Annotated in this window: 21 protein-coding genes; 9 read left to right on the top strand and 12 right to left on the bottom strand. The window is 61.0% G+C overall.

Annotation, left to right across the window (positions count from 1 at the left end):
- Positions 1 to 186 precede the first annotated feature (186 nt).
- Complete coding sequence (locus ACK3SC_RS00795; protein WP_416838230.1) at positions 187 to 2,076, bottom strand: ABC transporter substrate-binding protein; 1,890 nt, start codon at positions 2,074 to 2,076, stop codon at positions 187 to 189.
- Between the two features lie 493 nt (positions 2,077 to 2,569).
- Here ACK3SC_RS00795 and ACK3SC_RS00800 point away from each other — a divergent pair, with 493 nt between their 5' ends.
- The 5 genes from ACK3SC_RS00800 (at position 2,570) to ACK3SC_RS00820 (ending at position 8,854) form a co-directional block, all read left to right on the top strand.
- Positions 2,570 to 2,989, top strand: coding sequence for a PPC domain-containing DNA-binding protein (locus ACK3SC_RS00800; protein WP_416838231.1), 420 nt, complete (start codon positions 2,570 to 2,572; stop codon positions 2,987 to 2,989).
- Positions 2,990 to 2,992: 3 nt separating this feature from the next.
- A complete protein-coding gene (locus ACK3SC_RS00805; protein WP_416838232.1) occupies positions 2,993 to 6,592 on the top strand; it encodes a DNA polymerase II large subunit in 3,600 nt (1,199 codons plus the stop codon).
- 631 nt (positions 6,593 to 7,223) lie between these two features.
- The gene (locus tag ACK3SC_RS00810) at positions 7,224 to 7,511 is read left to right on the top strand and encodes a rubredoxin-like domain-containing protein (RefSeq protein ID WP_416838233.1); all 288 of its coding nucleotides are present in this window, start codon (positions 7,224 to 7,226) and stop codon (positions 7,509 to 7,511) included.
- 50 nt (positions 7,512 to 7,561) lie between these two features.
- Positions 7,562 to 8,458 (top strand): ketopantoate reductase family protein, encoded by an 897-nt coding sequence (locus ACK3SC_RS00815; protein WP_416838234.1) that lies wholly within the window; start codon positions 7,562 to 7,564, stop codon positions 8,456 to 8,458.
- Positions 8,459 to 8,527: 69 nt separating this feature from the next.
- Positions 8,528 to 8,854: a DMT family transporter gene (locus tag ACK3SC_RS00820; RefSeq protein WP_416838235.1), complete on the top strand. Its 327-nt coding sequence runs from the start codon at positions 8,528 to 8,530 to the stop codon at positions 8,852 to 8,854.
- A 23-nt stretch (positions 8,855 to 8,877) separates the two neighbouring features.
- Here ACK3SC_RS00820 and ACK3SC_RS00825 read toward each other — a convergent pair whose 3' ends face one another.
- The 4 genes from ACK3SC_RS00825 to ACK3SC_RS00840 all read right to left on the bottom strand — a co-directional run bounded on the left by ACK3SC_RS00825 (position 8,878) and on the right by ACK3SC_RS00840 (position 11,716).
- A complete protein-coding gene (locus tag ACK3SC_RS00825; protein ID WP_416838236.1) occupies positions 8,878 to 10,419 on the bottom strand; it encodes a sulfatase in 1,542 nt (513 codons plus the stop codon).
- A gap of 78 nt (positions 10,420 to 10,497) precedes the next feature.
- Complete coding sequence (locus ACK3SC_RS00830; protein WP_416838237.1) at positions 10,498 to 10,869, bottom strand: NifU family protein; 372 nt, start codon at positions 10,867 to 10,869, stop codon at positions 10,498 to 10,500.
- Positions 10,870 to 10,911: 42 nt separating this feature from the next.
- A complete protein-coding gene (locus ACK3SC_RS00835) occupies positions 10,912 to 11,229 on the bottom strand; it encodes a DUF5783 family protein (protein ID WP_416838238.1) in 318 nt (105 codons plus the stop codon).
- Between the two features lie 265 nt (positions 11,230 to 11,494).
- A complete protein-coding gene (locus ACK3SC_RS00840) occupies positions 11,495 to 11,716 on the bottom strand; it encodes a hypothetical protein (RefSeq protein ID WP_416839974.1) in 222 nt (73 codons plus the stop codon).
- A gap of 418 nt (positions 11,717 to 12,134) precedes the next feature.
- Here ACK3SC_RS00840 and ACK3SC_RS00845 point away from each other — a divergent pair, with 418 nt between their 5' ends.
- From ACK3SC_RS00845 to ACK3SC_RS00855, 3 genes are all read left to right on the top strand, one after another.
- Positions 12,135 to 12,890 (top strand): potassium channel family protein, encoded by a 756-nt coding sequence (locus ACK3SC_RS00845; protein WP_416838239.1) that lies wholly within the window; start codon positions 12,135 to 12,137, stop codon positions 12,888 to 12,890.
- A gap of 229 nt (positions 12,891 to 13,119) precedes the next feature.
- Entirely contained in the window at positions 13,120 to 16,662 is a 3,543-nt protein-coding gene (locus ACK3SC_RS00850; RefSeq protein ID WP_416838240.1) for a GAF domain-containing protein, read from the top strand.
- Positions 16,655 to 17,107, top strand: a complete 453-nt coding sequence (locus tag ACK3SC_RS00855) for a response regulator (RefSeq protein WP_416838241.1) — start codon at positions 16,655 to 16,657, stop codon at positions 17,105 to 17,107. The genes ACK3SC_RS00850 and ACK3SC_RS00855 overlap by 8 nt, the downstream gene beginning before the upstream one ends.
- A 46-nt stretch (positions 17,108 to 17,153) precedes the next feature.
- On the opposite strand, the gene ACK3SC_RS00860 is transcribed toward ACK3SC_RS00855, so the two are convergent.
- Positions 17,154 to 17,603 carry a response regulator gene (locus ACK3SC_RS00860; RefSeq protein ID WP_416838242.1) on the bottom strand — a complete coding sequence of 150 codons (450 nt, stop codon included), beginning with the start codon at positions 17,601 to 17,603 and terminating at the stop codon, positions 17,154 to 17,156.
- Positions 17,604 to 17,800: 197 nt separating this feature from the next.
- Here ACK3SC_RS00860 and ppk2 point away from each other — a divergent pair, with 197 nt between their 5' ends.
- A complete protein-coding gene (gene ppk2 / locus ACK3SC_RS00865) occupies positions 17,801 to 18,628 on the top strand; it encodes a polyphosphate kinase 2 (RefSeq protein WP_416838243.1) in 828 nt (275 codons plus the stop codon).
- A 38-nt stretch (positions 18,629 to 18,666) separates the two neighbouring features.
- Here ppk2 and ACK3SC_RS00870 read toward each other — a convergent pair whose 3' ends face one another.
- The 6 genes from ACK3SC_RS00870 to cobA all read right to left on the bottom strand — a co-directional run bounded on the left by ACK3SC_RS00870 (position 18,667) and on the right by cobA (position 25,161).
- A complete protein-coding gene (locus tag ACK3SC_RS00870) occupies positions 18,667 to 20,085 on the bottom strand; it encodes a DHHA1 domain-containing protein (RefSeq protein WP_416838244.1) in 1,419 nt (472 codons plus the stop codon).
- 199 nt (positions 20,086 to 20,284) lie between these two features.
- Positions 20,285 to 21,295 carry a PstS family phosphate ABC transporter substrate-binding protein gene (locus tag ACK3SC_RS00875; RefSeq protein ID WP_416839915.1) on the bottom strand — a complete coding sequence of 337 codons (1,011 nt, stop codon included), beginning with the start codon at positions 21,293 to 21,295 and terminating at the stop codon, positions 20,285 to 20,287.
- Positions 21,296 to 21,428: 133 nt separating this feature from the next.
- Positions 21,429 to 22,160, bottom strand: a complete 732-nt coding sequence (locus tag ACK3SC_RS00880) for an enoyl-CoA hydratase/isomerase family protein (protein ID WP_416838245.1) — start codon at positions 22,158 to 22,160, stop codon at positions 21,429 to 21,431.
- Positions 22,161 to 22,262: 102 nt separating this feature from the next.
- The gene (locus ACK3SC_RS00885) at positions 22,263 to 23,513 is read right to left on the bottom strand and encodes an MFS transporter (protein WP_416838246.1); all 1,251 of its coding nucleotides are present in this window, start codon (positions 23,511 to 23,513) and stop codon (positions 22,263 to 22,265) included.
- Positions 23,510 to 24,253 carry a uroporphyrinogen-III synthase gene (locus ACK3SC_RS00890; RefSeq protein ID WP_416838247.1) on the bottom strand — a complete coding sequence of 248 codons (744 nt, stop codon included), beginning with the start codon at positions 24,251 to 24,253 and terminating at the stop codon, positions 23,510 to 23,512. Before ACK3SC_RS00890 ends, ACK3SC_RS00885 begins: the two co-directional genes overlap by 4 nt.
- Positions 24,250 to 25,161 carry a uroporphyrinogen-III C-methyltransferase gene (gene cobA / locus ACK3SC_RS00895; RefSeq protein WP_416838248.1) on the bottom strand — a complete coding sequence of 304 codons (912 nt, stop codon included), beginning with the start codon at positions 25,159 to 25,161 and terminating at the stop codon, positions 24,250 to 24,252. Before cobA ends, ACK3SC_RS00890 begins: the two co-directional genes overlap by 4 nt.
- Position 25,162: the final 1 nt, after the last annotated feature.

Raw genomic sequence — 25,162 nt, forward strand, 5'->3', positions numbered from 1 at the left:
CGTACTATAGGTGACGAACTGCGCCCAGCTGTTGGCACTTCTCGCCGTCGTATGCTAAGTTCAATCATAGCGAGGGGCTTCTTGTCATTTCAGCTATCGAAATTCTACTGCTTGAGGCAGGATTTGCAATTCAACGTTTTTAGTATGTCGATACGAAACCGCCGCGAAAAATTGGAGGACGTGTGCTTATTCGCCTTGCCAGTGGCTGTTGTAGGCGTCTGGGCCACCGGGGAACATCTGCGTCGGCGTCAGGTGGAACGCAGGTGCGCCACGGCCCTTGAACACGTTCTGGACGAACTGTTCACGGTTGACGACGTATGCCATCGCCTGACGGACTGCCTTCGGAACTGCTTCCATGTTGAAGCCGATGTAGAAGGTGTTGAGCGTCGCCGTCTGGGACATGTTGACGGTCTTGTCATTCTCGAGCGGACCGTACGTACCGCGCTTGATGCCGTCGATCGTCTCTTCGATGTTGACCTTGTTCGGGTCGTACTTCGACGTCGGGATGCCGGCTCTGTCGGCGTTCTCGTTGAGGAAGTAGTTGTACGAAGCGCTCGTGTCCGTGATGATTGCCGAATCGATACCCTCGATTGCGGCGGGCTTGCCGTGGTAGTCGTCGAACTTGTCGGCGGAGAACTCGCCACCGTTGCCGGGTTCCCAGTTGACGAACTCGAACGGACCACAGCCAATCGGGCTGGTCGTCGAGAACTCTTCCCAGCTCATGTCGCCGTCGTAGCCCTCGATGTCGCCAACGATGCCCTCGGGGACGACAGAGAAGGAGGAGTACGCGAGCACGGAGAGTGCGAACGAGAACGGCTTCTGGAGCGTGATCTTGAACGAGTAGTCGCCCGTCTTCTCGACACCGGTCGAACCGGGGACGACGTTTCCGTCGTCGTCGGTCTCGCGCACGATGTTGAGAACCGAGTTCGGGAAGTAGGTGTTCGTGGAGTTGACAGACTCGACGAGGCGGCGGATGGAGTACACCATGTCGTCGGCGGTGACTTCACCGTAGTCGCCGTGGAACTGGATGCCCTGCTTGAGCATGAACTCGTACTCGGTGAGGTCGTCGCTGATGGTGTAATCCTCGACGAGCAGGTTCTCGACTTCCGTCGTCCCGTTGTAGTAGTTCATCGGGGCGTCGAACATGTTCATGATCTTGCTACCACTTGCGGTGTTACCCGAAGCGATAGGGTCGAGGGAACTGAACGTCGCCGAGATGCCGTCGAGGCGGTCCTTGCCTTCGAGGCTGTTGACGGAGATGTTCTCTTTCGAGCGGGATGCGCCCATCCCGCCTGCCGGGTTGTAGTCGAGACGGTCGTACCAGAACTCTTCGTCGACACGGTGGTACAGCGGCAGCAGACCTGCCGACTCCCAGAGACCTTCTTCGAGCTTCGCTGCGGCTTCGTCGCGTTCCTTCTGTGCAGCGTCGGTCTGCTCGGGGTTGTTCTGGATACGGTCGAACTGTGCGGTCATGAAGTCGCGGACGGCCTTGCTCTCGTTGGCGTCCTCGGACCAGAACAGGCGTGCACCGTTCGGGGTTGCGCCTTCTGCGTCGTAGACCGTGTTCTCTGGGTCGACGAGCTGGAGGAAGTTCTGCGGTGCTGGGTAGTCCGCAATCCACCCGAGCGTGTAGGCCATGTGGTCACCCTTCTCGGTCTTCTTGAGGAGGGCACCGAAGTCGGCCTCACTGATGTTCATGTCGATGTAGGCGGACTCGAGACGGGCACGGATGGTGTTCGCCATCTCCTTCCACGCAGGACTGGTGTACTGGACCCAGTCAAGCTTGAAGCGGTTGTCGGGGCCGTAGCCGGCCTCCTCCATCACTTTCTTTGCGTTTGCGACGTCCGTCTGGTTCGGACTGTACGGATAGGCGTCGAGTCCAGTGAACTCTTCCATTCCTCCCGTCTCAGTCTCCGTCGAACCGTTGTCCTCGGTTTCGGTGTCGGAGCTGGTCGTCGTTTCGCCTTCGTTGTTCGAGTTACCGGAACCTGAACAGCCGGCAATCCCTGCAGTCAGCGCAGCTGCGCCAGTCGCCTTCAGGAAGCGGCGGCGTGATGGTTTGTTAGTGTCTGGCATTCGGACCAATCTTCTTAGGCCGGGTGGATAAACTTACCGTATTCGATTTGTTTGATATAGGATGGCAATGTAGGGGTATAGTTCTGTGCCCAAATGGTGAATTCTGCCACAAGAAGTGCTCAAACAAACATTTTAGTATGTAAACCCGATTTTTCGGCGACAGATTGGTGTGTGGGTGTGTACCGTGCCTGCCGTTTCGGTCAACTTATATAGGGGTGTCACTACGTATCATACATGACGCCGGATGCGAAGGTTTCCGTCGACGACTCGGGCGCCGAGGTTATGGCCTCGGTGGACAGCAGCCAGACGGGCCAGCGTCTCATTATTGCGGACATCTCCCGCGACGACGCCTGGCTCGCTGCCGACGTAGCCAACGCACTCGCCCTCGACGACTGGCGATAATCATTCCGGTACTGTTGAACGACTCGGTTCGCCCACGTTCGGGCGGCCGAGACCATTTACATTTTAGTCCGACTCGCTCGTGGTACAGAGCATGAACGCTCGAGCGGTGACGGTCAGCGAGGAGTACCTCGCACGCCTCGAACACGGTGCGGACTGGCGCGAAGAGATTGAGGAGTTCTGCGCACGGAAGGGTATCGAGTCCGCGTGGTTCAACGCGATGGGTGCGGTACAGGACGCCGAAATCTGGTTTTACGACCAGGACGACCAGGAGTATCAGGCTGTCACGTTCGACGAACCGCTCGAAGTCGCTGCGTGTGTCGGCAACGTCTCGCTGCTCGACGGCGAGCCGTTCGCACACACTCACGCGGTCCTCTCGCGACGAAGCGGCCAGTCGCTCGCGGGGCACCTCGATTCGGCAACCGTCTTCGCTGGCGAGGTGAACCTCCGCGTCTTCGACGAACCACTGGAACGGGCGCACGACGACGTAACCGACCTCGACCTCTGGCTCTAAACCGTGCGAGAGGAAGAAGAGCGCTACTTCGCGCGAATCGAAGACCGTCTGGACGAAGCCTTCGAACTCGCACGCGCCGCGAAGGCACAAGGGCACGACCCGAAGACAAAAGTCGAGATTCCGGTCGCCAAGGACATGGCCGACCGTGTCGAGAACATTCTCGGCATCGACGGCGTCGCAGAACGGGTCCGTGAACTCGAAGGACAGATGTCGCGCGAAGAGGCCGCTCTGGAACTCGTCACCGACTTCGTCGACGGCAACGTCGGCGATTACGACTCCCGCGAGGGCAAAATTGAGGGCGCGGTTCGCACCGCCGTCGCTCTCCTCACCGAAGGTGTGGTCGCCGCTCCAATCGAGGGAATCGACCGCGTCGAAATTCTCGACAACGACGACGGCACCGAGTTCGTCAACGTCTACTACGCCGGGCCGATTCGCTCGGCCGGTGGGACCGCACAGGCACTCTCCGTGCTCGTGGCCGACTACGCCCGGTCGCTTCTCGGCATCGACGAGTACAAGACACGGAGCGACGAGGCCGAACGCTACGTCGAAGAGGTCAACCTCTACGACAAAGAGACCGGGCTTCAGTACTCGCCGAAGGACAAAGAGACGCGCTTTATCGCCGAGAACATGCCCATCATGCTCGACGGCGAAGCGACGGGCGACGAAGAAGTCTCGGGCTACCGTGACCTCGAACGCGTCGATACCAACTCCGCCCGCGGTGGGATGTGTCTCGTCATGGCCGAGGGGATCGCGCTCAAGGCCCCGAAGATTCAGCGCTACACCCGCCAACTCGACGAAGTCGACTGGCCGTGGTTACAGGACCTCATCGACGGGACGATTGGCAAAGACGGCGACGACGCTGCCGACGAGGCAGCCGACGCCGACGAAGACGAGGCAGCCGACGCCGACGAAGCGAACGCTGACGACACCGAGGATGCCGAACCCGAAGGCTCGGTCCGGGTCGAACCCGCGACGAAATATCTCCGTGACCTCATCGCCGGACGGCCCGTCTTCGGCCATCCGTCTGCACCCGGTGGCTTCCGCCTTCGGTATGGCCGTGCCCGCAACCACGGATTCGCAACCGCTGGCGTCCACCCCGCGACGATGCACATCGTCGACGACTTCATCGCGACTGGAACCCAGATAAAGACCGAGCGGCCGGGGAAAGCAGGCGGTGTCGTCCCGGTCGATTCCATCGAGGGCCCGACGGTCAGACTCGCGAACGGCGACGTTCGCCGCATCGACGACCCCGAAGAGGCCGAAGAACTCCAGAACGGTGTCGAGAAGATTCTGGACCTCGGCGAGTATCTCGTCAACTTCGGCGAGTTCGTCGAAAACAACCATCCGCTCGCACCCGCCTCGTACGTCTTCGAGTGGTGGATTCAGGACTTCGAAGCCACCGACGCCAACGTCCAGGCACTCCGCGACGACCCGACAGTCGACCTCGAAGAGCCGACTGTCGACGCGGCACTCGACTGGGCAACCGAGTACGATGCACCCCTCCACCCCAAATTCACCTACCTCTGGCACGACATCTCGGTCGAGCGATTCGACGCACTCGCCGACGTTGTCGCCGACGGTGACCTCGCCGCCGCCGAAACAGACGGCGGGGCAGGTGTGGGTGTCGGTGCCGACAACGAACCGGAACACGGTGACGCCGGCACACTCGTCCTCGAAAACACGCCCGAAACCCGGGAAGCACTCGAACACCTCCTCGTCGCACACCGCCAGACCGACGAGAAGCTTCGCGTCCCCGTTTGGCGACCGCTCGCACGAACCCTCGGTCTGACCGACGACCGAGAACGGACGTGGGAACTCGACGACCTGTCGGACCACGCCCGCGAGTGGGACGACGGCACCAACGCCATCGAGGCGGTCAACGAAGTCGCTCCGTTCATCGTTCGCGAACGCGCGCCCACGCGAATCGGTAACCGAATGGGTCGCCCAGAGAAGTCCGAACGTCGTGACCTCTCGCCGGCGGTCCACACGCTCTTTCCCATCGGCGAGGCCGGTGGCAGTCAACGTGACGTTGGCGACGCCGCCCGCGACTTCGGCGACTCCGGGAAGCGCGGCCACATCTCGGTCCGCGTGGGCAAGCGAAAATGCCCCGACTGCGGTGCGTTTGGATTCAAACCGAAATGTCACAGTTGCGGGTCACACACCGACCCCCACTACGAATGTGACGACTGTGGAACGGTCGTCGAACCCGACGAGTCGGGTCGCGTCTTCTGTGACCGCTGTGAGTGGGACGTCGAGAGCGTCGAGTGGCAGGAAATCGACCTGAACACCGAGTACCGAAACGCACTCGAGAACGTTGGCGAGCGCGAGTCGTCGTTCAAGATTCTGAAAGGCGTCAAAGGTCTCACCTCCTCGAACAAGACGCCCGAACCCATCGAGAAAGGCGTCCTCCGGGCGAAACACGACGTGTCGTCGTTCAAAGATGGCACGGTCCGCTACGACATGACCGACCTGCCCGTCACGGCGGTCCGCCCGGAAGAACTCGACGTGACGGCCGGCCACTTCCGCGAACTCGGCTACGAGACGGACATCGACGGCGAACCACTCCGGTTCGACGACCAACTGGTCGAACTCAAAGTGCAGGACATCGTCCTCTCGAACGGCGCGGCGAAGCACATGATGCAGACTGCGAACTTCGTCGACGACCTCTTGGAGAAGTTCTACGGACTCGACCGGTTCTACCAGATGGACGAGCGCGACGACCTCATCGGCGAACTCGTCTTCGGGATGGCTCCGCACACGTCCGCGGCAGTCGTCGGCAGAGTTGTCGGATTTACGACAGCAGCGGTCGGATATGCACATCCGTACTTTCACGCCGCGAAACGTCGGAATTGCGATGGGGACGAAGACTGTGTGATGCTCCTCATGGACGGACTTCTCAACTTCTCGAAAGAGTTCCTCCCGGACAAACGCGGCGGACAGATGGACGCCCCACTCGTGATGTCCTCGCGCATCGACCCCTCGGAAATCGACGACGAGGCGCACAACATGGACATCGTCCGGCAGTACCCCCGTGAGTTCTACGAAGCGACCCTCCGGATGGAAGACGCGGACGACTGGGAAGAAGAGGTCACCATCGCGGAGGAGTACCTCGGCACCGACCGCGAGTACACCGGATTCGACCACACCCACGACACGACGGATATCGCCGCCGGCCCGGACCTCTCTGCGTACAAGACGCTCGGGTCGATGATGGACAAGATGGACGCGCAGCTCTTCCTCGCGCGCAAACTCCGCGCCGTGGACGAAACAGACGTCGCCGAACGCGTTATCGAGGGCCACTTCCTGCCGGACCTCATCGGGAACCTCCGTGCCTTCTCGCGACAGGAGACGCGGTGTCTCGATTGCGGCGAGAAGTACCGCCGCATGCCACTCACGGGTGAGTGCCGCGAGTGCGGTGGTCGGGTAAATCTCACGGTGCATCAGGGAAGTGTGAACAAGTACATGGACGTCGCCATCGAGGTGGCAGAGGAGTTCAACTGCCGCGACTACACCAAACAGCGTCTCGAAGTGCTCGAAAAGAGTCTGGAGTCTATCTTCGAGAACGACAAGAACAAACAGTCTGGGATCGCGGACTTCATGTAGGAACTACAGTGTCGGTTTTTCCTCCACCGTGAGACACGGTGCGTCTCACGAGCCTTCGTTCGCTATCGCTCACGAAGACAGGTTTTGCGAGACGAGCGGAGCGAGGCTCGGAAAAAGTGGAGAACGAGCAATCTGGTATCGCGGACTTCATGTAACTCGTCTGGGCTCCTCACCTGCCATCTGCACGGCACGAGACTGTTTTCGCTGAACGATCCGGGCTCGATACTTGCACTTCTGGTGTTTGGTGTACCAACACTTCTCTACATTCCTGAATCTCGTACGCTCATGCTCAAATTCGTACACTGGCACTAGTGCTTGTCCGGCACGCGCGCGAGGGATGTCACCAAATCCCGTTCTTCGGTACCCGTCTCTCGGACGACTGAGTCTCCGATGTCCATCTCTCGGATCAACGAGGGATGTGCCACGCACGCAGCGTCACAGTGAACGGTCGTCTCCGACGAGAGCATCACCACGATGGGCACGGGACAGACACACGAACGGGATTCACGTCTGAGAATCAATTCTATATCGCGCTATTTGGTTTATTACTTATACTGGGGCAGTTCAGACCCACTGAATCGAAAGTATGTGGCCATTCGATTTTACGGTCGTGCGTGCCTATAGTTCACATATGGCTACCGAGACACAGCCAACCGTCGGGATGACGGTGTACGCGGAAGACGGAACGGAGATCGGTCGCATCCGCGGATTCGACGAAGACGGATTCTTCGTCACGACTCGCGAAGGCCTCGCCGGCATGTCCATCGAACACGAGCGCGCTGGACACGAGTTCGGAGAGGCAGAGTTGATGTGGCGCTGCAGCAACTGCGGCGAGATGGGAGACATCGAGGCGATTCCGGACAGCTGTCCGAACTGCGGCGCAGAACGCGAACAACTCTACTACTGGACCGAAGACTGAGTCACCCTCGAGACTCCCCGATTTTTATCGCCAGCCGAGAACCTGTAGCCATGCGTATTCTCGTCTTCGGCGCGGGGAGCCTCGGAACCCTCGTCGGCGGCCTTCTCGCGTCGGTTCACGACGTGACGCTCGTCGGCCGACAGCGACACGTCGCACGCGTCTCGAAGACCGGTCTCGATATCGTCGGTGCGGAGTCCAGACACGTCACACCACAGGCGACGACGACCCAAACGGGACACGACGCCGACCTCGCGCTCGTCACTGTCAAGTCGTTCGACACACTCGCGGCGGCCGATGCGCTCGCGGAGTGTACCGTCGATTCCGTGCTCTCGCTGCAAAACGGCCTCACCGAAGAGCGACTCGAATCCACGCTCGACGTGCCCGTCCTCGCCGGAACTGTGACGTACGGAGCCCGTCTCATCGCTCCCGGTCGCGTCGAGTGTACCGGTGTTGGTCGCGTCGTCCTCGGTGCGCTCGACGGCGGCACGTCACCCGTCGCAGAGCGTGCGGGGAAGGCGTTTCGTGACGCGAATATCAACACGCTCGTCGCCTCGGATATGCCACGTCGCAGATGGGAAAAACTCGCCGTCAACGCCGGAATCAACGCCGTCACCGCACTCACACGAGTCGAAAACGGCGCGCTGGCAACTGACGAGGCGCACGACGTGGCGCATCGTGCCGCCCGCGAAACTGCGCGAATCGCCCGGTTAGCGGGTGTTCGACTCCCGAACCGCGTGGCACGAGAGGCTCTCGACCGAGTTGTCGAGCAGACCGCCGCCAATCACTCGTCGATGCTTCAGGACGTGGAGTCAGGAAAGCGAACCGAAGTGGACGCAATCAACGGCGCTGTGGTCGAGACGGCCGAGAAACACGATTTCGAGGTGCCGACGAACCGGACGCTCACGGCGTTGTTGCGTGCGTGGGAACGCGGAGAAGGACTGCGGTAACAGTCGAACATTGCGGTACCAGTCGAACTCGTTCGGTGCGGTCAAGCCCCATTGTCTCGTTGTACAAGCATGAACCAACAGACTGCGTGGCTCGTCCTCGTCGGGGCTGCTGTCTTCGAGACGGCGTGGGCAATCGGTCTGGAGTACGCCGATGGCTTTACGAACCTCCGTGCCACCGCGTTCGTCGTCGTCGCGCTCGCGATTAGTATGGCGGGCCTCGCAAAGGCCGTCCAAGTTCTTCCCGTCGGAACTGCCTATGCCGTCTGGACCGGTATCGGCGCTGTCGGGACGGTCATCCTCGGAATCATCCTCTTTGACGAATCGACATCGGTGATTCGACTCGTGTGTATCGTCGCTATCGTCGGTGGTGTCCTCGGTCTCCGAATGACGGCCTGAATACGAGTGTTCGCCGACGACGGTTATTCGAGATATCCCAGGTCGCGGAGTCGTTCCTGCGCCTCGTCGTCCATCTCGTCGACCGAATCGTCCGACACGTCGGTGTCGAGTGCGTCGGTCCACGCACCGCCGGTGGCGTCTTCGAAGGTGGAGAGTGCGGCCTCCGTCTCGGCGATAGCCTCGTCGTCCGAATCCGCGAGGTTCTTCGTCTCGTCCGGGTCAGAATCGAGTCGGTAGGCTTCGTCGGGTATGCGGTCGATTCGGGTGTATTTGGCGTCGGTTCGACGGGCAGACCGCATTCGGGAGTAGTACCGTGAGTCTTCGGGGAGAACGATATCGGCACTGGACGCCTTCTCTTCTAACTGCTTGAGTTCGACGACGGGGCGGGAGTACTCGACGAACGCGTACTGGCCATCGTGGTGTTGTCCAGGGTCAGCGTTGTCCACACCGGCGAACTCGCGGTAGTCTGCAGAGAGTAGCGACCGGGTTCGGTCGAGTGCAACCACGTCGTCGTCGGGCGCTGCGGGTTCGCCGCCTTCGACGCCCAGTGAGTCCAGAACCGTGTGATAGAGGTCCACGAGTTCGACCTGGTCATCGCGACGGCCACTGCCGAGTTCCGGGTGTTTGACCATGAGCGGGACGTTGACGAGTGGGTCGTACAGGCAGAATTCGTGGCCGTAGAGGCCGTGTTCCCCGTGAAGTTCTCCGTGGTCGGCACAGACGACGACCATGGTGTCGTCCCACTGGCCGGTCTCTTTCAGGTAGTCGAAGAGGCGAGTGAGCTGGTCGTCGATGTGGGCGATTTCGGCGTCGTAGAGGCCGCGAATGTCCTCCCACTCGTCGTCGTCGATCTCGTACGCGCCCGAGTTGTACTCCTTGGAGTTCTGGCACACTTCGGTCGAGTCGACGCCCGGTGCGAACTCCGCTTTGTACTCCGCAGGCGGGTGGTACGGGAGGTGTGCGTCCATCAGGTTGATGAACGCGAAGAACTGGTCGGCGTCGTCGACGAAGTCGATGGTCTGGTCGATGACCGCAGGGGTCTTCGAGTCAGCACCCTCGCCGCCGGCGAGATACTCGTGGGCGGTGTTGCCGAGACTGACGAGTTTGTCTGCGAGTGCACGGAGGGTGTCGCTGTCGTTCATCGTCTTCCAGGCTTTCGCCAACGGACCAGAGAGGAATTCCCCCGGCATGACCTCGAAGAAATTGTCCTGCTCCGCGAATCCGTCCGTCAGGTGGGTGTACGGCGTAATCCACGCGTTCGAGGAGTAACACGCGGTGTCGTATCCAGCGGCCGAGAGCGTCTCGGCCAGCGTGGTTGCGCCGTCGAGGTAGGGGTTCTCCTGGTCGGCACCGTGTTGACTCGGGTACATCCCGGTAAAGAGCGAGGCGTGAACCGGGAGGGTCCACGGTGCGGGCGCGACGGCCTGCTCGAAGACGGTCGCTTCTTCGGCGAATCGTTCGAGGCCCGGCGTCGTCGGGCGGTCGTAGCCGTACGGCGTGAGGTGGTCCTTTCGGACCGTGTCCATGACGACGAAGAGAACGTTCTCGGGCGACTCGGCAGTCATACCTGAGGGTGGGGTGTGGTCGCCGATAAAACTCCTGTTCTCCGACGCGTTTCGAAACGAAACGCCGGCGAATCCGACTTAGAACGGTGCTTGTGGGCCCTGGTCGTCTTCGATGTCGGTCGTGTCGCTGCTGGTCTCGCCGGGGAACGATGGCGAATCGCCACGACTCTGACCGCCCATGTCGCCGCCCATGCCGGTGTCGGCGTGGACTTCGTTGATCTCGGGAATCTCCTTGACCATGCGGGTCTTGATGGCCTGAATGGTCATCGGGGAGATACCGCACCCGGAGCAAGCACCGCCGAGAAGAATCGTGACCTCGCCGGTCTCGCGGTCCAGGTCGCGAATGGCCGCACTGCCGCCGTGCATCTGAATCTGTGGGAAGTTCCGACGGAGGAAGTTCACGACACGCTCTTTGAGGTCGTCCTCGCCGTCCTGCGTCTCCGTGCTCATAAACGCGCGTTCGGGATGAATGGGCTTAGGCCTTTGGATGGGTTACGCTTCGACGCCGAAGACACGGTAGAGTTCGGCCTCGATTTCGTCGAGATAGCGGTCGAGAACGGCTTCGAGTTTGTCGTCGTCGACGACGACTGCAGTGAGTCGTTCGGCCGGATTGTCGGGGAGTTCGACGAAGAATTCGCCGTCTTCGTAGAACGGTTCGGACTCGTTGAGAATCTGCTGGTCGATGCCGTGGATGAGCGTCGAGTCGAACTCGTCGTTCATCGTCTCGAAGGCGTTCTTGTACGCGCGCTGGAGCTGCGGGAAGTAGTGGACGTACTTGTCTTCGAACTTCTCCGGGTCGAAGTCGGTCATACCTGTCCTACCTTACTGGCGGCAAAAAATCGGACGGTTGGCCGGTGTCGATTTTCGGAGTTTCGTATAGCACCCTGCCATTTATCGAATGGGGTTCTCACTTGCGCTCGCGATGTCGGAATCTCTCCGTAAACTTGTTGCAGCGCTTCTCAACAGGCTCTGCGGGGATTTGCGTCTGGTACTTGCGTCGATTCCGGACCGTCCTGGGCTCCTGTTGCTCTGAAGTGGTGGGTTCGCATGAAAATGATGAGTGACGTGCCGCGCGTCACTCGATGAGTGGGGTGTCCACACGTGCGGCGAATAGTTCGCTCGCCGTGAAGATGGACACGAGTTCGTTGATCAGTTCGTCGTACGACTCGTCCTCCTCGCGCACTGCGTCGAGTCGCTCGACGGTTCGACGGTCCAACTCGACCGTCTCTGTTTGTACCTCCGGTTCGTAGCCAACCGGGTATTCGTATTCGAATCGGTTTGTTCTCGCGGTCGCCATCGTAGCCCTCGCCGGCCTTGGTTGCCGGTACCATGTCATACACAACCATGTGATAAGAGGATTTCGCGGATCGAGAACGCTGAGACAGTTCTCGTGGGGAGTTTCTGGTGAAACAGGACGTTTCACGACCCAGTCTATAAATCACATGCTGCGATACAAAACGGAGTTCACTTCCTCACACCGGGAGTGATACACATTATATTGGGTGTTTAAGGAGAAAGTGTTTTATCCGGGGCGTGGTCCCGATTGTGTGGACAAATGACTTTGAATTTGGAAAATACCCTGAACTATTTCACGAATAGCCGTGTGTTGGTTCCATTCCAGCACAGAACACTCGCCGGTCTCTCCCCCGGCCACCGCTCGAATCGTCGTGGAACCGTGCTTGGAACGCGGTGGGATACGCGTGGTCCGACCTAGTATGGTCGACCGTCGTGTTCTCATCGACGCCCTCGCGCATCGACCACTCCTCCGTCGGATGGTCCGCCCGCTCGTCGCGGTTGGACTCCTCGTCGTCGCTGGCGTCGTCGGATTCAGTACGTTGGGTGGGGCGAGCGTCGTCGACTCGGTGTTCTGGTTGCTCGACCCGACCAGTATCGAACTGCACTACCAGACGCACGAGGGGCCAGCGACGCTGGTCAAAGCGTACGCCATCGTGATACTCACCGGACTCCTCGGGACCGGTCTCTGGGCCGGCGAGACGTTCGTCTCGGCGGCGTTTGGCGGACAGATACAGGCTGAAATCGAACAGATGAAAATAGAACGAAAGATAGACGAACTCGAATCGCACGTCGTCGTCTGTGGATACGGTACGTTCGGCAAGACGGTGGCGTCTCGACTCCAATCGACGGGTCGCGGCGTCGTCGTCGTCGAGAGTCAAGAATCACAGTACAGACAGGCCCTCGACGCCGGGTTCCTCACAATCGAGGGAGACGCCCGGCGTGAGGAGAATCTGGCCGCTGCCGGCATCAAGCGGGCATCGACGCTCGTCGGTGCAATCGACGACTCGAAGATGAACATCCAGATCGCCATCACGGCGAGTCAACTCGCGCCGACGGCGAAACTCGTCGTCCGTGCGGGTGACCAGATGGACGAAGCGCTCGCACGCCGAGCGGGTGCCGACGAAGTCGTCGTTCCCGAAATCGTGAGCGGCGAGCAGGTCTGCTCGAACCTCTAATCGTCCGTTCGCGCCCGGTTCGCAAGCAGATGTACCCCCATCGAATGGAGCGGCGACTTCGGGACGGCGGAGAAGATGGGGCCGTGAAACGGAGGAGAGACGTGCTGCCTCTCATCGGTTCATCCTGTGTCGCGGGTGACGACTCCCCGTCCGCCCGTTTCGTCGCTAAACTGTGAGCCACGCTATATTTGGCAGGCTGTTTATACGTCTTCGCTTCGAGACGTTGGTCATGGGGACGTCAGGCCGGCCTCCAGAGAATTTACTCGACGACGTCCGAGCAGTCTTTTCTGACTTACCTCGGCCATGTACACCGGTCACCGCCACGGAGATAGCGGCCGAACTCGATTGCACTCCGCACACGGCGAAACAGCACCTCGAACAACTCACGGAATGGGGGGCGCTCGAGACGAAAGATGTCGATTCGGCTTGTCGTGTCTGGTGGCGACCGGCCGGAGACGACGAGTTCAGTGAGTTCGTGAATGCGGTAGAGGACTACGCCATCTTCACACTGGATTCCGATGGTGAAGTCGTCAGTTGGAATCGGGGTGCCGAACGAATCAAGGGATACACCGAAGACGAGATCCTGGGTGAGCACATCTCGGTCTTCTATACCGACGAAGAAGTCGAGCAAGGGACGCCAACGAAGAACCTCGAAACTGCCGTTGAACGTGGCCGCGTCGAAGACGAAGGGTGGCGGGTTCGAAAAGACGGCACCGTATTCTGGGCGAACGTCGTCATCACGGCGATACACGACGGCGACGGTTCACTCAGAGGATACACCAAAGTCACGCGTGACTTGACCGAGCGCAAAATCGAACGAGACAAGCGCCAGTTACACCACGACGTCGGGTCGTCGATTGCGACTGCGGACTCGCTTGAGGGTGGCTTCGAAAACGTCGTCACCGCCATCTGTCAGATGACCGATTGGGAGTACAGTGAAGTCTGGTATCCTACGGACAGGGACCGAGAGTTGACGTCGATTACACACACCGAGTCCGACGCGTTTGACTCGTTCGTCGAGATGACAAACGAGTACGAGGCACGCCCCAGTGAGGGACTCGTCGGTCGCGTCTGGCAGTCGGGCGAGTCGGTGTGGCTCTCGGACCTCTCGAACACGGACGACGACGTGTTTCGGCGAGGTGGCGTAGCGGCAGACGTCGGCCTCCAGTCGGCCTTCTGCGTTCCCGTCATCCCCGACGACGAAGTCGCAGCAGTAGCTTTGTTCGCCACGACGGAGTTCAGACAGGTCGAGACGTTGTTCATCGATGTCATCGAGTCAGTCGCCGTCAACCTCGCCGGGTTGATGGTTCGGATGCAGTCCGAAGAAGAACTCAGACGAGAACGCGAGTTCCTCGACCGAATCTTCGAAGCGGTACCGATGAGTATCTTCGTCGTGAACCGTGACGGGGAAGTCGAGCGGATGAACGAACGGGCGCGTAACCGACTTTGCGTCGGCAATTCCGACGATTACCCTGTCGGGGACCGAGACGTCTACGACGAGAATGGGGACCCGGTTCCGCTCGAAGAACGCCCCTGCATGCGCGTCTTGGAGACGGGTGACGCAGTATTCGATTGGGAGGGGCAGATAGACCTCCCCGGTGGTCGTTCGTGGATGTCGGTGACCGCCGTTCCACTCGATAACGGAACGCCACCCGAACGAGTCATCACCACCGTCAACGACATCACGAAACTCAAGACGCAAGCACGCCGACTCGAACACCGCCGAGACACCCTCGAAGCGGAGTTGAGAGGGGTCTACGAGCGAATCGACGACGCGTTCATCGCACTCGACGAAGAGTGGCGGTTTACACACGTCAACAACCACGCCGCAGAGCTGTTTGGCCGTGACGAAGCGGATATTCTCGGAGAGAACATTTGGGACCAGTTCCCCGGGGAGCGAGATGGAGTTCTCTGGGAGCAGTATCACGATGCCATGGAGACACAGGAGTCCGCCTCCTTCGAGTTCTATTTCGAAGCACTCGGGGCGTGGACGGAGGTCAACGTCTACCCGTCTGAGTCGGGACTGTCGGTGCACATCCAGGACATCTCCGACCGAAAGCAGTACGAAGACCGACTTCGGCTACTCTCCGCGACTGTGCAAGCCTTCTTACGGGCCGAATCGGAGTCGTCGGTTGACGAGACGGTGGTGGACGCAGCGAATCGAGCGCTCGACATCAAGGGCGTCGGTGTCTATCGGTTCGACGAGGACCGAGACGAACTGTACCCTGCCGCAAAGTCGCTCGATTCGGGTTTTATGCGGCGAAACTTCCCACGGATTCCCCCCGACGAGAGTACTCTCACCGGCCACATCTACAGTACGGGTGAACCAGAACGGTACGACGACGTCCTCGAGTCTCCGTACATTCAACTTGACCCCGAGGAGACGAAGATGCGTTCGGGGATGTTCGTCCCGATGGGGTCTCACGGGGTACTCATCGGTGCCGACTCCGAGATTGGTGCCTTCACCGACGAAGACCAACAACTTATCGAACTACTCGGTGCTAACGCGGCGGCAGCGTACGACCGTGTCAAACACGAGCGTGAACTCAAGACGCGGGCCCGGCAACAGGAAGTCGTCTCCGAACTCGGCCGTCTCGCACTCGAAGAGGTTGACCTCGACGACCTGTTCGAGCGAGCGTCACAACTCGTCGCAGACGCCCTCGACAACGACTACTGCAAGGTTCTCGACCTCGATGCCGGTGGGGAGACGTTGCTCCTACGACAGGGCGTCGGATGGGACGACGGCACCGTCGGCGAGGCGAGAGTCTCGGCCGTCGAAATGGATTCACAGGCGTCCTATACGTTACAGACAGCGGAACCCGTCGTCGTCACGAACCTCGAAACGGAGTCTCGGTTCTCCGGGCCGGACCTCCTCCGGTCACACGACGTGAAAAGTGGCATCAGCACCATCATCGGAACTCGGTCGGACCCGTGGGGGATTCTCGGGACTCACGACACCGCCCCGAAACAGTACAGTGACGAGGACGTGGCATTCATCCAGAGTGTCGCGAACATCCTCGCAAAGGCAATCGAGACGCAGACCTACCAGCGGCGACTCGAACGAATCGTCTCGGAACTCGAGGCGTCGAACGAGAAGTTAGAGCAGTTCGCGTATATCGCCTCTCACGACCTGCAGGAGCCCTTACGGATGGTCTCGAACTATCTCATGCTCCTCGAACGACGGTACAGTGACGAACTCGACGACGACGCGAACGACTTCATCGAGTTCGCAGTCGACGGGGCAGAACGGATGCGTGAGATGATACACGGCCTGTTGGCGTACTCACGTATCGACACTCGGTCGAACCCCCTCGAACCGATAGATTGCGAGTCCGTCGTCGAGGGTGTCCTCTCGGACCTCCAGTTCAAGATCGCCGAGACCAACGCCGAAGTCGCTGTCAGGTCACTGCCGACGGTCACTGCCGACCGTGTCCAACTCGAACAGGTGTTCCGGAATCTCATCTCGAATGCCCTCAAGTACCGGGACGACGACCCACCACGAATCGAAATCGGTGCCGAGAACCGTGATGGTGAGTGGGTGTTGTACGTCGAAGACGACGGAATCGGAATCGACCCAGAACAGCAAGACCAGATATTCGAGGTGTTCGAGCGACTCCACGGTCACGCAGAGTACCCGGGTACCGGCATCGGCCTCGCACTGTGTCAGAAGATTATTCACCGTCATGGTGGTCGAATCTGGGTCGAGTCCGAACCGGAGGCAGGCTCGACTTTTTATTTCTCTATCCCGTCGGAGGAGAGAGACAATGCGTGATTATCGCGTCGGTGACCCGGTCGATATCCTCGTCGTCGAGGACAACCCCGGTGACGTCCGACTCACAAAAGAGGCCTTCAAAGAGGCTCAGCTTTCGTGCGAACTCCACGTCGTCACCAACGGCGAGGAGGCACTGGATTTCCTCTACCGGCGTAACGAGTACGAGTCGGCAATCAGGCCACACTTCGTCCTTCTCGATTTGAACCTCCCGAAGGTCGATGGGATGACTGTCCTCGAGAAGATTTGTGACGAACCAGTCGTGCGACGGACGCCGGTCGTCGTGCTGACGAGTTCGGAGGCAGAAGAAGACATCGTGGAGGCCTACGAGTTGCAGGTGAACGCCTACCTCACCAAACCGAATACGCCGGACGACTTCGTCGAACTCGTCCAGACGCTCAACGAGTTCTGGTTCGAGTTGGCGAAACTTCCCCCGATTCAGAGCTGATGGTTCGAATCAGTCGGCTACGAACGGGCACGTAGTTACGAGATAGTCACTCCTCTACCGGGTAAGCGATGTCGATAAAGAACGAGGCCAGCGAGTGAGCGAGTTCGTCGTACCCGTCCGGGTCGAACGGTTTGGCAAAGTACGCGAGCGCATCCTTTTCGAGACTCTTCGACATATGGTTCACGTCCTGCGAATTCGTGAGCACGATTACGGGGATAGATTCTAACCCCTGAGTCTCTTTGAGTTCTTCGAGAATCTCCATTCCATCCATGTCGGGGAGGTGGAGGTCCAAGAGAATCACGTCCGGTCGTGACTCGTCTTCTCTCTCGTACCGTTCGTGGAGATACTCGAGTGCGTTCTGTCCCCGGTGGACGCTTTCGAGGTCCACCGAGATTTCTATCTCTTTGAACGCTTCTTCTGCAAGTCGAACGTCGCCTGGGTTATCCTCGACGAAGAGGACATCGACCGACTCACTACTTGGATCCTGACTCATCATCAAATCGATACAACAATCGAATACATCTGAATTATAACCTGAATATTGTTGCACACACTTTCGCGTCTTAGCGAACAGATAAGGCGGTGGAACAGTTGGCATTCTCCTCGGATAGCGACTTCGAGGTCGGATTCTTCGACACTCGATAGATTCGCTCTCCCACTATGCTATTTGTCCATAGGAGACGCTTACTGTGTATGACGAGTTCGGCCGAACACTACAACGACGAGGGGGTTCTGAAGAAGAAGCAGTACAAACGCGAGTTGAACCGCCTGCAAGAAGAACTCGTCAAACTCCAGCACTGGATTACGGAAGAAAACCTCCGCGTCTGCGTCATCTTCGAAGGCCGCGACGCGGCCGGGAAGGGTGGCGTCATCAAACGAATCACCCGCCGACTCAACCCCCGAGTTGCGCGCGTCGTCGCGCTCGGGAAACCGACCGAACGCGAGCAAGGCCAGTGGTACTTCCAGCGCTACGTCGAGCAACTGCCAACCGAAGGCGAGATGGTGCTGTTCGACCGGAGTTGGTACAACCGCGCGGGCGTCGAACACGTGATGGGATTCTGTACCGACGACGAGTACGACGAGTTCCTGCGAACCTGCCCCGAGTTCGAACGAATGCTCGTTCGGTCCGGCATTATCCTCGTCAAGTACTGGTTCTCCCTGAGCCACGACGAACAGGAACGTCGCTTCCAGAAGCGAAACGAGGACCCGAAGCGCCGGTGGAAACTCAGTCCGATGGACCTCCAGGCGCGGTCGAAGTGGGTCGAGTACTCGAAGGCCAAAGACGTGATGTTGGAACACACCGACACCGACGCGGCACCGTGGTACGTCGTCCACGCCGACGTGAAACGTCACGCTCGACTGAACTGTATTGCACATCTCTTGGACCAGATTCCGTACGAAGACCTGACGCCTGACCCAATCGAACTCCCGCCGCGACAGGACACGGACTACGAACGTCCGCCAATCCACGAGCAACACTGGGTCCCTGCACGGTTCGGGTCGAATCCGATAGACGAGTAATGGGTCTGCTCCGCTGAACCAGTCGGTGACTGCGTTCGTTACGCTAACTGCTCGCCGACGATGCGGTCCGCTTCGGCGATGAACGCCTCGACCGAGCCTTTTGGAATCGTCGCCCCCGCCGCGACGTTGTGCCCGCCGCCGTCGCCGCCGACTGCTCGCGACGCCTCGCGCATGACGACAGAGAGGTCGAGTCCGTCTCTGACCATCACGTACGACCCGCGCGAGGAGACTTTCACCTGCCCGTCTTCGTCGTCCGCGAAGGCCAAGACGGGGATTCCCGACCGGGTGGCGTTGGTGCCGACAGCCATCCCGGCGACGATGCCGACGATGGTCTCGCGAATCTCGTCGCCGGCGTCGAACCACTGGAGGTTCTCTTCCACACGCACACCGTGTTCTTTGACCCACTGAAGCCCGTTCGAGAGGTTCTTGCGGTGATTTCTGAGCAGTCGCCGACCTCTGTCGAGCGCGCGGTCACGGTCACCGAGACAGATAGCGAGACCCACGTCGCCTCGGTCGTACCGTGCCGTCGCGTTCAGGAGCGTCGAAAACTCGCTCACGTCGCGGAGTTCGGTCCCCTCCTGCTCACGCGCGAGGACGTACGTCGTCCCCACAAGGTCGTCGATGCGGGAGGCCGGGACGCCGCTGGCGATGGCCCGTCGAATCAGCGCGCTGGCGAGCGTCTGTCGCTGGTCGCCCGTGAGGTCGACCCACCGTTTCCACTCGCCGTCGTCGTCGCGGACGGGCACGTCGAGTTCGGTCAGGAACTCGATCGCGCCGGCCTCGTTGTTCGAGATGCCGGGGATGCGAACGTCGGTCGCGTACTGGAGGAGTTTCGGGAGTGCCCGCGTCTGTCGGCCGTAGATTCGGAGGTCGGTCCCTTCTTCGACGACGCCGGCGTCGATGCCTTCCTCGACGATTCCTTCGTTCGCGCCGGTGAGCGTCCCGTTCGTATCTTGCATGTCGCCGACTGCGCCGACGACGGCGAGAGCGGCGAGGTCACGGTTGTCTGCCCCCTCGGGTTCGAGTGCGCGCGCGAGGACGTAACTCGCCCCCGCACCGGAGAGCTCTGTCGCCCCGTCGAGACCGAACAAGAGTGGGTTGAGGTGGTGTTCGGTCTCGACATCCTCGGCGGGTTGGTGGTGGTCTGCGATGACCGGGTGGAAGTCGCCCGCCGATTCGTGTTCGGCGATGATGTCGAGCTGGCCACTCCCGAAGTCGGTAAAGAGAACGGTCTCGTACTCGGTCGCCGCGATGTCGGCGATGGCCGCTTCGTCGAGTTGCCGACAGAACACCGTCTCGAACGGAATTTCGGCGCGCTCGAGTGCCGTCGACGCGATGCCGGCGCTCGTCAACCCGTCGGCGTCGATGTGCGAAGCGAGGAGCACGCTGTCGGCGTCGCGGAGTCGGTCTGCACACGCCGCGGCGTGCTCGGTGAGGTCGGGGACGGGGCCTTCCATCAGTTGGGTAGTCACGTCGTCACCGGCATAAACACTGGCAGTTTCGCGAGCAACTCGGCCGGTCGGAAGTTCGCGTTCACTGTTCGGGTGTCGGTCACGATAGGACGCAGTGGTCTCGTCTCGGTACAAAAAGCTTCGTCACGGTTCTGTGCTCGATTCCGACCGTGGGCGGTTCGCAGTCGTGTGCGGGGTGAATCCGTTAGTTGGCTTCCTCGATGGCCGACTCGAGTTTGTCGAGCATCTCGGACTGTTCGTCTTCGCCAAGCGGGACGTAGCCGACTTCGTCGGCGACGATTTCCTTGCTGGTGGAGTTCTCCATCCAGTAGCGAGCGAACTCTGCGACGTGCTCTTCGGCGAGTGCATCCTTTGCAGGGTAGGTAAACAGCGGGCGCGACAGCGGGGTGTAGTCTCCAGAGAGCGCAGTTTCGAGTGACGGTTCGACGTAGCCATTCCCGTCGTCGATGGCGACTGCCTGGACTGCGTCGGTGTTCTCGCTGTAGTAGGCGTAGCCCATGTAGCCGATGGCGAACTCCGAGCCTTCGACACCCTGGATGATAGTGCGGTCCTGTTCGGTTGCGGAGTAGTCCTGCCGGTGACCCGGACCTTCTTCGCCGATGATGGCCTCGATGAAGTAGTCGTAGGTGCCGGATGCGTCAGTGGGACCGAAGATGTCGATTTCTTCGTCGGGCCAGTCGGCGTTCACGTCGGCCCACGTCGTCGGTTTCGACTCGGCGGAGAAGATGGTCTTGAGCTGCTCTGTGGTGAGTCCCTCGCCGATGAAGTCGTTGTCGTTGTTGACGATGACGGTCAGTGCGTCAGTCGCCACCTTCAGTTCGACAGGTTCGACGTCGCTGCCAGCACACTGGTCTTCTTCTTCGGGTTTGATGGGGCGCGAGGCGTTGTTGAAGTCGGTATCACCGGTACAGAAGTAGTTCGCGAAGCCACCACCGGACCCCGTTGACTGAAGGTTGACACGTACCTCGGGGTGCTGTTTCTGGAAGCGCTCGCCCATCGCGGTGGCGAGTGGGAACACCGTCGAAGACCCGGCGATGTCGATTGCACCCGAAAGCGTGTCCGGATTGGACACGGCGTTCTGAGATTCAGACCCACTGTCGCTCTCTGCACACCCAGCGAGGCCAGCGATTCCGGCGGCACCGGAGGCAATCAAGAACTTTCGGCGTGAAACGACGTCGTCCATCTTGCGCGTCATCATCGGTGACGACTGCAGATTTACTCAAGTACTCTGCTATTAGGTATATATAGGATATTGTTAGTATATAGGCCGAGGGGTAGTGATATCGACGCGTTCCGAGGCGAACCTTGTTAGAATACCTATATTTCGCTTATCGTTCGAAGAACCGCCGAGTGGCCGCACGGCAGTCGTCGTCGGCCCGAATCTGCTGGAATGCACCGCGAATCCGCTCGCGTGCGCCCGGGTCGGCCGCCCCGATTGCAGCGTTCTCCTTCGCGAGACGCGTCGAACGCCGTGGCGACACCGAAATCGACTCGACGAACTGGGTGACTGTCGTCGCCAGTTGGTCGGCCGAAACGACACGGTTCACGAGTCCCCAGTCCGCCGCCAGATTCGCGCCGATTGGGTCGCCGGTCAACGCGAGTTCCATGAGCCGCTTTTTTCCAATCGTCTCTGCCACGCGCTCGACTGCGTAGGGTGGATACGCGCCGATTTTCGTCTCTGGGAGCGCGAAGGTGGCGTCCTCGACGGCGACAGCGAGGTCACACGCGGCGACGAGTTCGCACCCGCCGCCGTAGGCGAGGCCGTTGACCGCGGCGACGACGGGAATCTCCAGCGACTCGATGCCGAACAGCACGTCGTAGAGGGTGTCGACGAGTGTCTCGATGTCGTCGGCCGTCTCCGCGTCGTCGATGAGGGAGATGTCGTCACCGGCGCAGAACACGTCTTCGACGCCAGTCAGGACGGCCACGCGCGACTCGTCTGCCGCCCGATCGAGGCCATCTCGGAGTTCTCGCCACCCGTCGAGGTGGAGCGCGTTCTTCTTCTCCGGCCGGTCGAGTGTGAGCCAACTGGCGTCGCCCCGCGTGTCGTATCGTAACATGGGACGTAGTGCGGCGACCAGTGAGAATAGTGTGCGGGTTCACACGTTGACGTTGGCTCTGGCGCGGTGCAGCGAGCGCCGCGGCCGTGAAAAACGGTGTCTTCAGAGACGTCGCGTGACGACGAACAAGAGCACCGCCGCCGCAACCGTGGACACCGCGACGAACACCCACCCAGCATCGTATCCGACTGATTCGACGATGATGCCGAAAATCGGCGGTGCGAGCAGTCCGCCCGTGTTGATTGCGGTCTGACCCCCGGCAGTCGCCGCACCGATGTCGTCGTCGGCGACGACGCCGCTCAGACAGGAGTAAAACACTCCTGTCGACCCGTGGATGGTGAGGCCGAGTGCGACGAACACGACGACTGTGAGCGCGAGCGACCCGCCCGCACCGGCGAGTAAGCCAAACAGGACGACTGAACCGGCGAGTTGTACGAGTGCGACAGTCGCCGCACCGCGTGCGCCGCCGAGTCTGTCCGCGAGGCTTCCGGCACCGATACGGCCGATGCTTCCGGTCACCTGTGTCGCCGCGAGGATGCCGCCCGCGATTGCGGGACCCGCACCGGCCACGTCCTGCACGTAGAGCACGGTGTACCCGAGCATCGAGAAGATGGATGCGCCGATGAACAACCCTGCGCCGACGAGGGCGACGTACGCTCGATTTCCCCGCAGGCCGCCGACCTGTGGCCATTCGAGACGCCCCGTTCCGGGAACGCCCCGATAGCGGACGGCGAAGACCAGCGCGTAGCCGACTGCGACGGCAGCAATCACCCAGAAGCCAACCTGCCACGCTGCGAAGACGGCGATGCCCGTGACGATGAGCGACGACGCGCCGCTTCCGAACGTCACGCCGACCTGTTTCAACCCCATCGCGAGGTTTGTGCTCCCTGCGGGCGCGGCGGCGACGATACCGCGATTCGACCCCGGCATCGCCGTCGAGTAGGCCGCGCCGAGGAGGGCGGCCGTCACCAACAACAACGCGTAGGACGGCGCGAACGAGACGCCGACGAGCGCGGCAGCGAGTGCGAGGAGGCCGACGACCATCACCGGCTTTTCGCCGTAGCCATCGACGGCGGCACCGGTGGGAAACAGCATGAACGTGTACCCGAGGAGGGCCGCGGTCAGAAAGACGCCGACGAGCGATTCCGACAGCGAGAACGTGTCGCGGACGAATCCCGTCGCGGCGAAGATGGTGTAGTAACAGAGACTGGCCGCCGTTTGCCACCCGGTAACTGTCGCGACGGACCGCCACGACCCACCGGGTTGAGACGCACCCGAACTGGACGCACTCGAATCGGATGCAGCCGCAGCTGACGGGTTCGTAGACGTCTCCGCGTGAGCAGTTTGCGTCACTCGTGGTAGGATGGCGCTGCCATCTCGACTACGTCACACGCGAGCGCTTCGAACGTCGCTTCGTCGGGAACGACGTCCACGTCGATGCCGTGTGACGTGGCTGTCTCGCGTGTCGGTGCACCGATTGCGCCGACGACGGCGCGATTCAACCCCGAGATAGCCGCTTCACGGATGCCGCGTTCGGCGGCGGCGTCGAGGAAGTGTTCGACCGTCAGCGACGAGGTAAAGAGGGCCGCTTCGAGGTCACCGTCGGCCGCCATGACTGCCGACGCTCCCGAGCCTTCGGGCCGGACGAGTCGGTAGAGAACCGTCTCGTGAACGTCGGCACCGGCGTCGCGGAGACCATCGAGGAGCACCTGACTGCCGTGGTCGCTCCGAGCGACTTCGACCGTCCGGCCGCCGACGTCGGGTGCGAGGTGGGCGACCAACCCGGCCGAGGTGTACTCGTCCGGAACTCGGTCGACAGTCCATCCGGCCTCGCGGGCGGCATCGGCAGTCGCCGGACCGATACAGCAGAGCACTGCGTCGCCGGGTTCCCACCCTGCGTCGGCCAGCAGTTCGACGCCGGTCTTACTCGTGAGGACCACGAACTCGGCTGGTTCCGGCGTGGCGTCGGTCGGTTCGACGGCCAGCATCGGGTCGGCGACCGGCGTCGCGCCGAGCGATTCGAGCAGTTCGACCGCTGCGTCGATACGCTCGTCGTCCGGGCGGAAGACGGCGGCGCGGACCTGTTGACTCATTCGTCCCTCTCCTCGTCGTCCCCTGTCTTCGTTCCGTCGGTCGATGCAGTGTTGGCCAGCGCGTCGACACCGCCGCCGAGAAGGAACGATTTCACGCGGTCACGGGTCGCCGCAACCGCGCCGATGACGGTGATTGCCGGCGGTTCGATGTCTGCTTCGTCGCGCACGTCGACGATGGTGTCGAGTGTGCCGGTGGCGACGCGCATCTCGGGCCACGTCGCGCGTTCGATGAGTGCGACGGGCGTGTCGCCGTCCATACCTGCGTCTCGGAGTTCGCCCGTGTAGAGCGGAAGTTTGCCAACGCCCATGAGGACGACGAGCGTCCCACCTGTCGCCGCGAGCGCGTGCCAGTCGATTGCCGACTCGTCTTTCGTCGGGTCTTCGTGGCCCGTGACGAACGAGACTGACGAGACGTGGTCGCGGTGGGTGACGGGGATGCCCGCCGACCCCGGTCCGGCGACGGCCGAGGTGATACCGGGGACGATTGTGAACGGAATCTCGTGTTCTGCGAGATGCTCCATCTCCTCGCCGCCGCGCCCGAAGACGAACGGGTCGCCACCTTTCAGGCGGACGACGTCCTTGCCGTCGCGAGCGAGTTCGACCAGTCGGGCGTTGGTGTACTCCTGTGGCGTCCACTCGCCGCCGGCACGCTTGCCAACGTCTTCGCGTTTCTCGGCCGGAATCATGCCGAGAATCTCCGGGCCGGGGAGTTTGTCGTGGAGGACCACGTCCGCCTCGTCGATGAGGCGGGCCGCTTTCATCGTCAGCAGTTCCGGGTCGCCGGGGCCGCTCCCGACGAGGTGAACTGTGCCGACGGCGTCGGCGGCAGTCGCGTCGGCGTCAGTGGCAGTCGCGTCGGCGTCGGCGGCCGGTGCGTCAGTCGCGTCTGAATCGTCCTCCACAGTCATC

The organism is Haloferax sp. DFSO52, assembly GCF_048158745.1.
GTDB lineage: Archaea > Halobacteriota > Halobacteria > Halobacteriales > Haloferacaceae > Haloferax.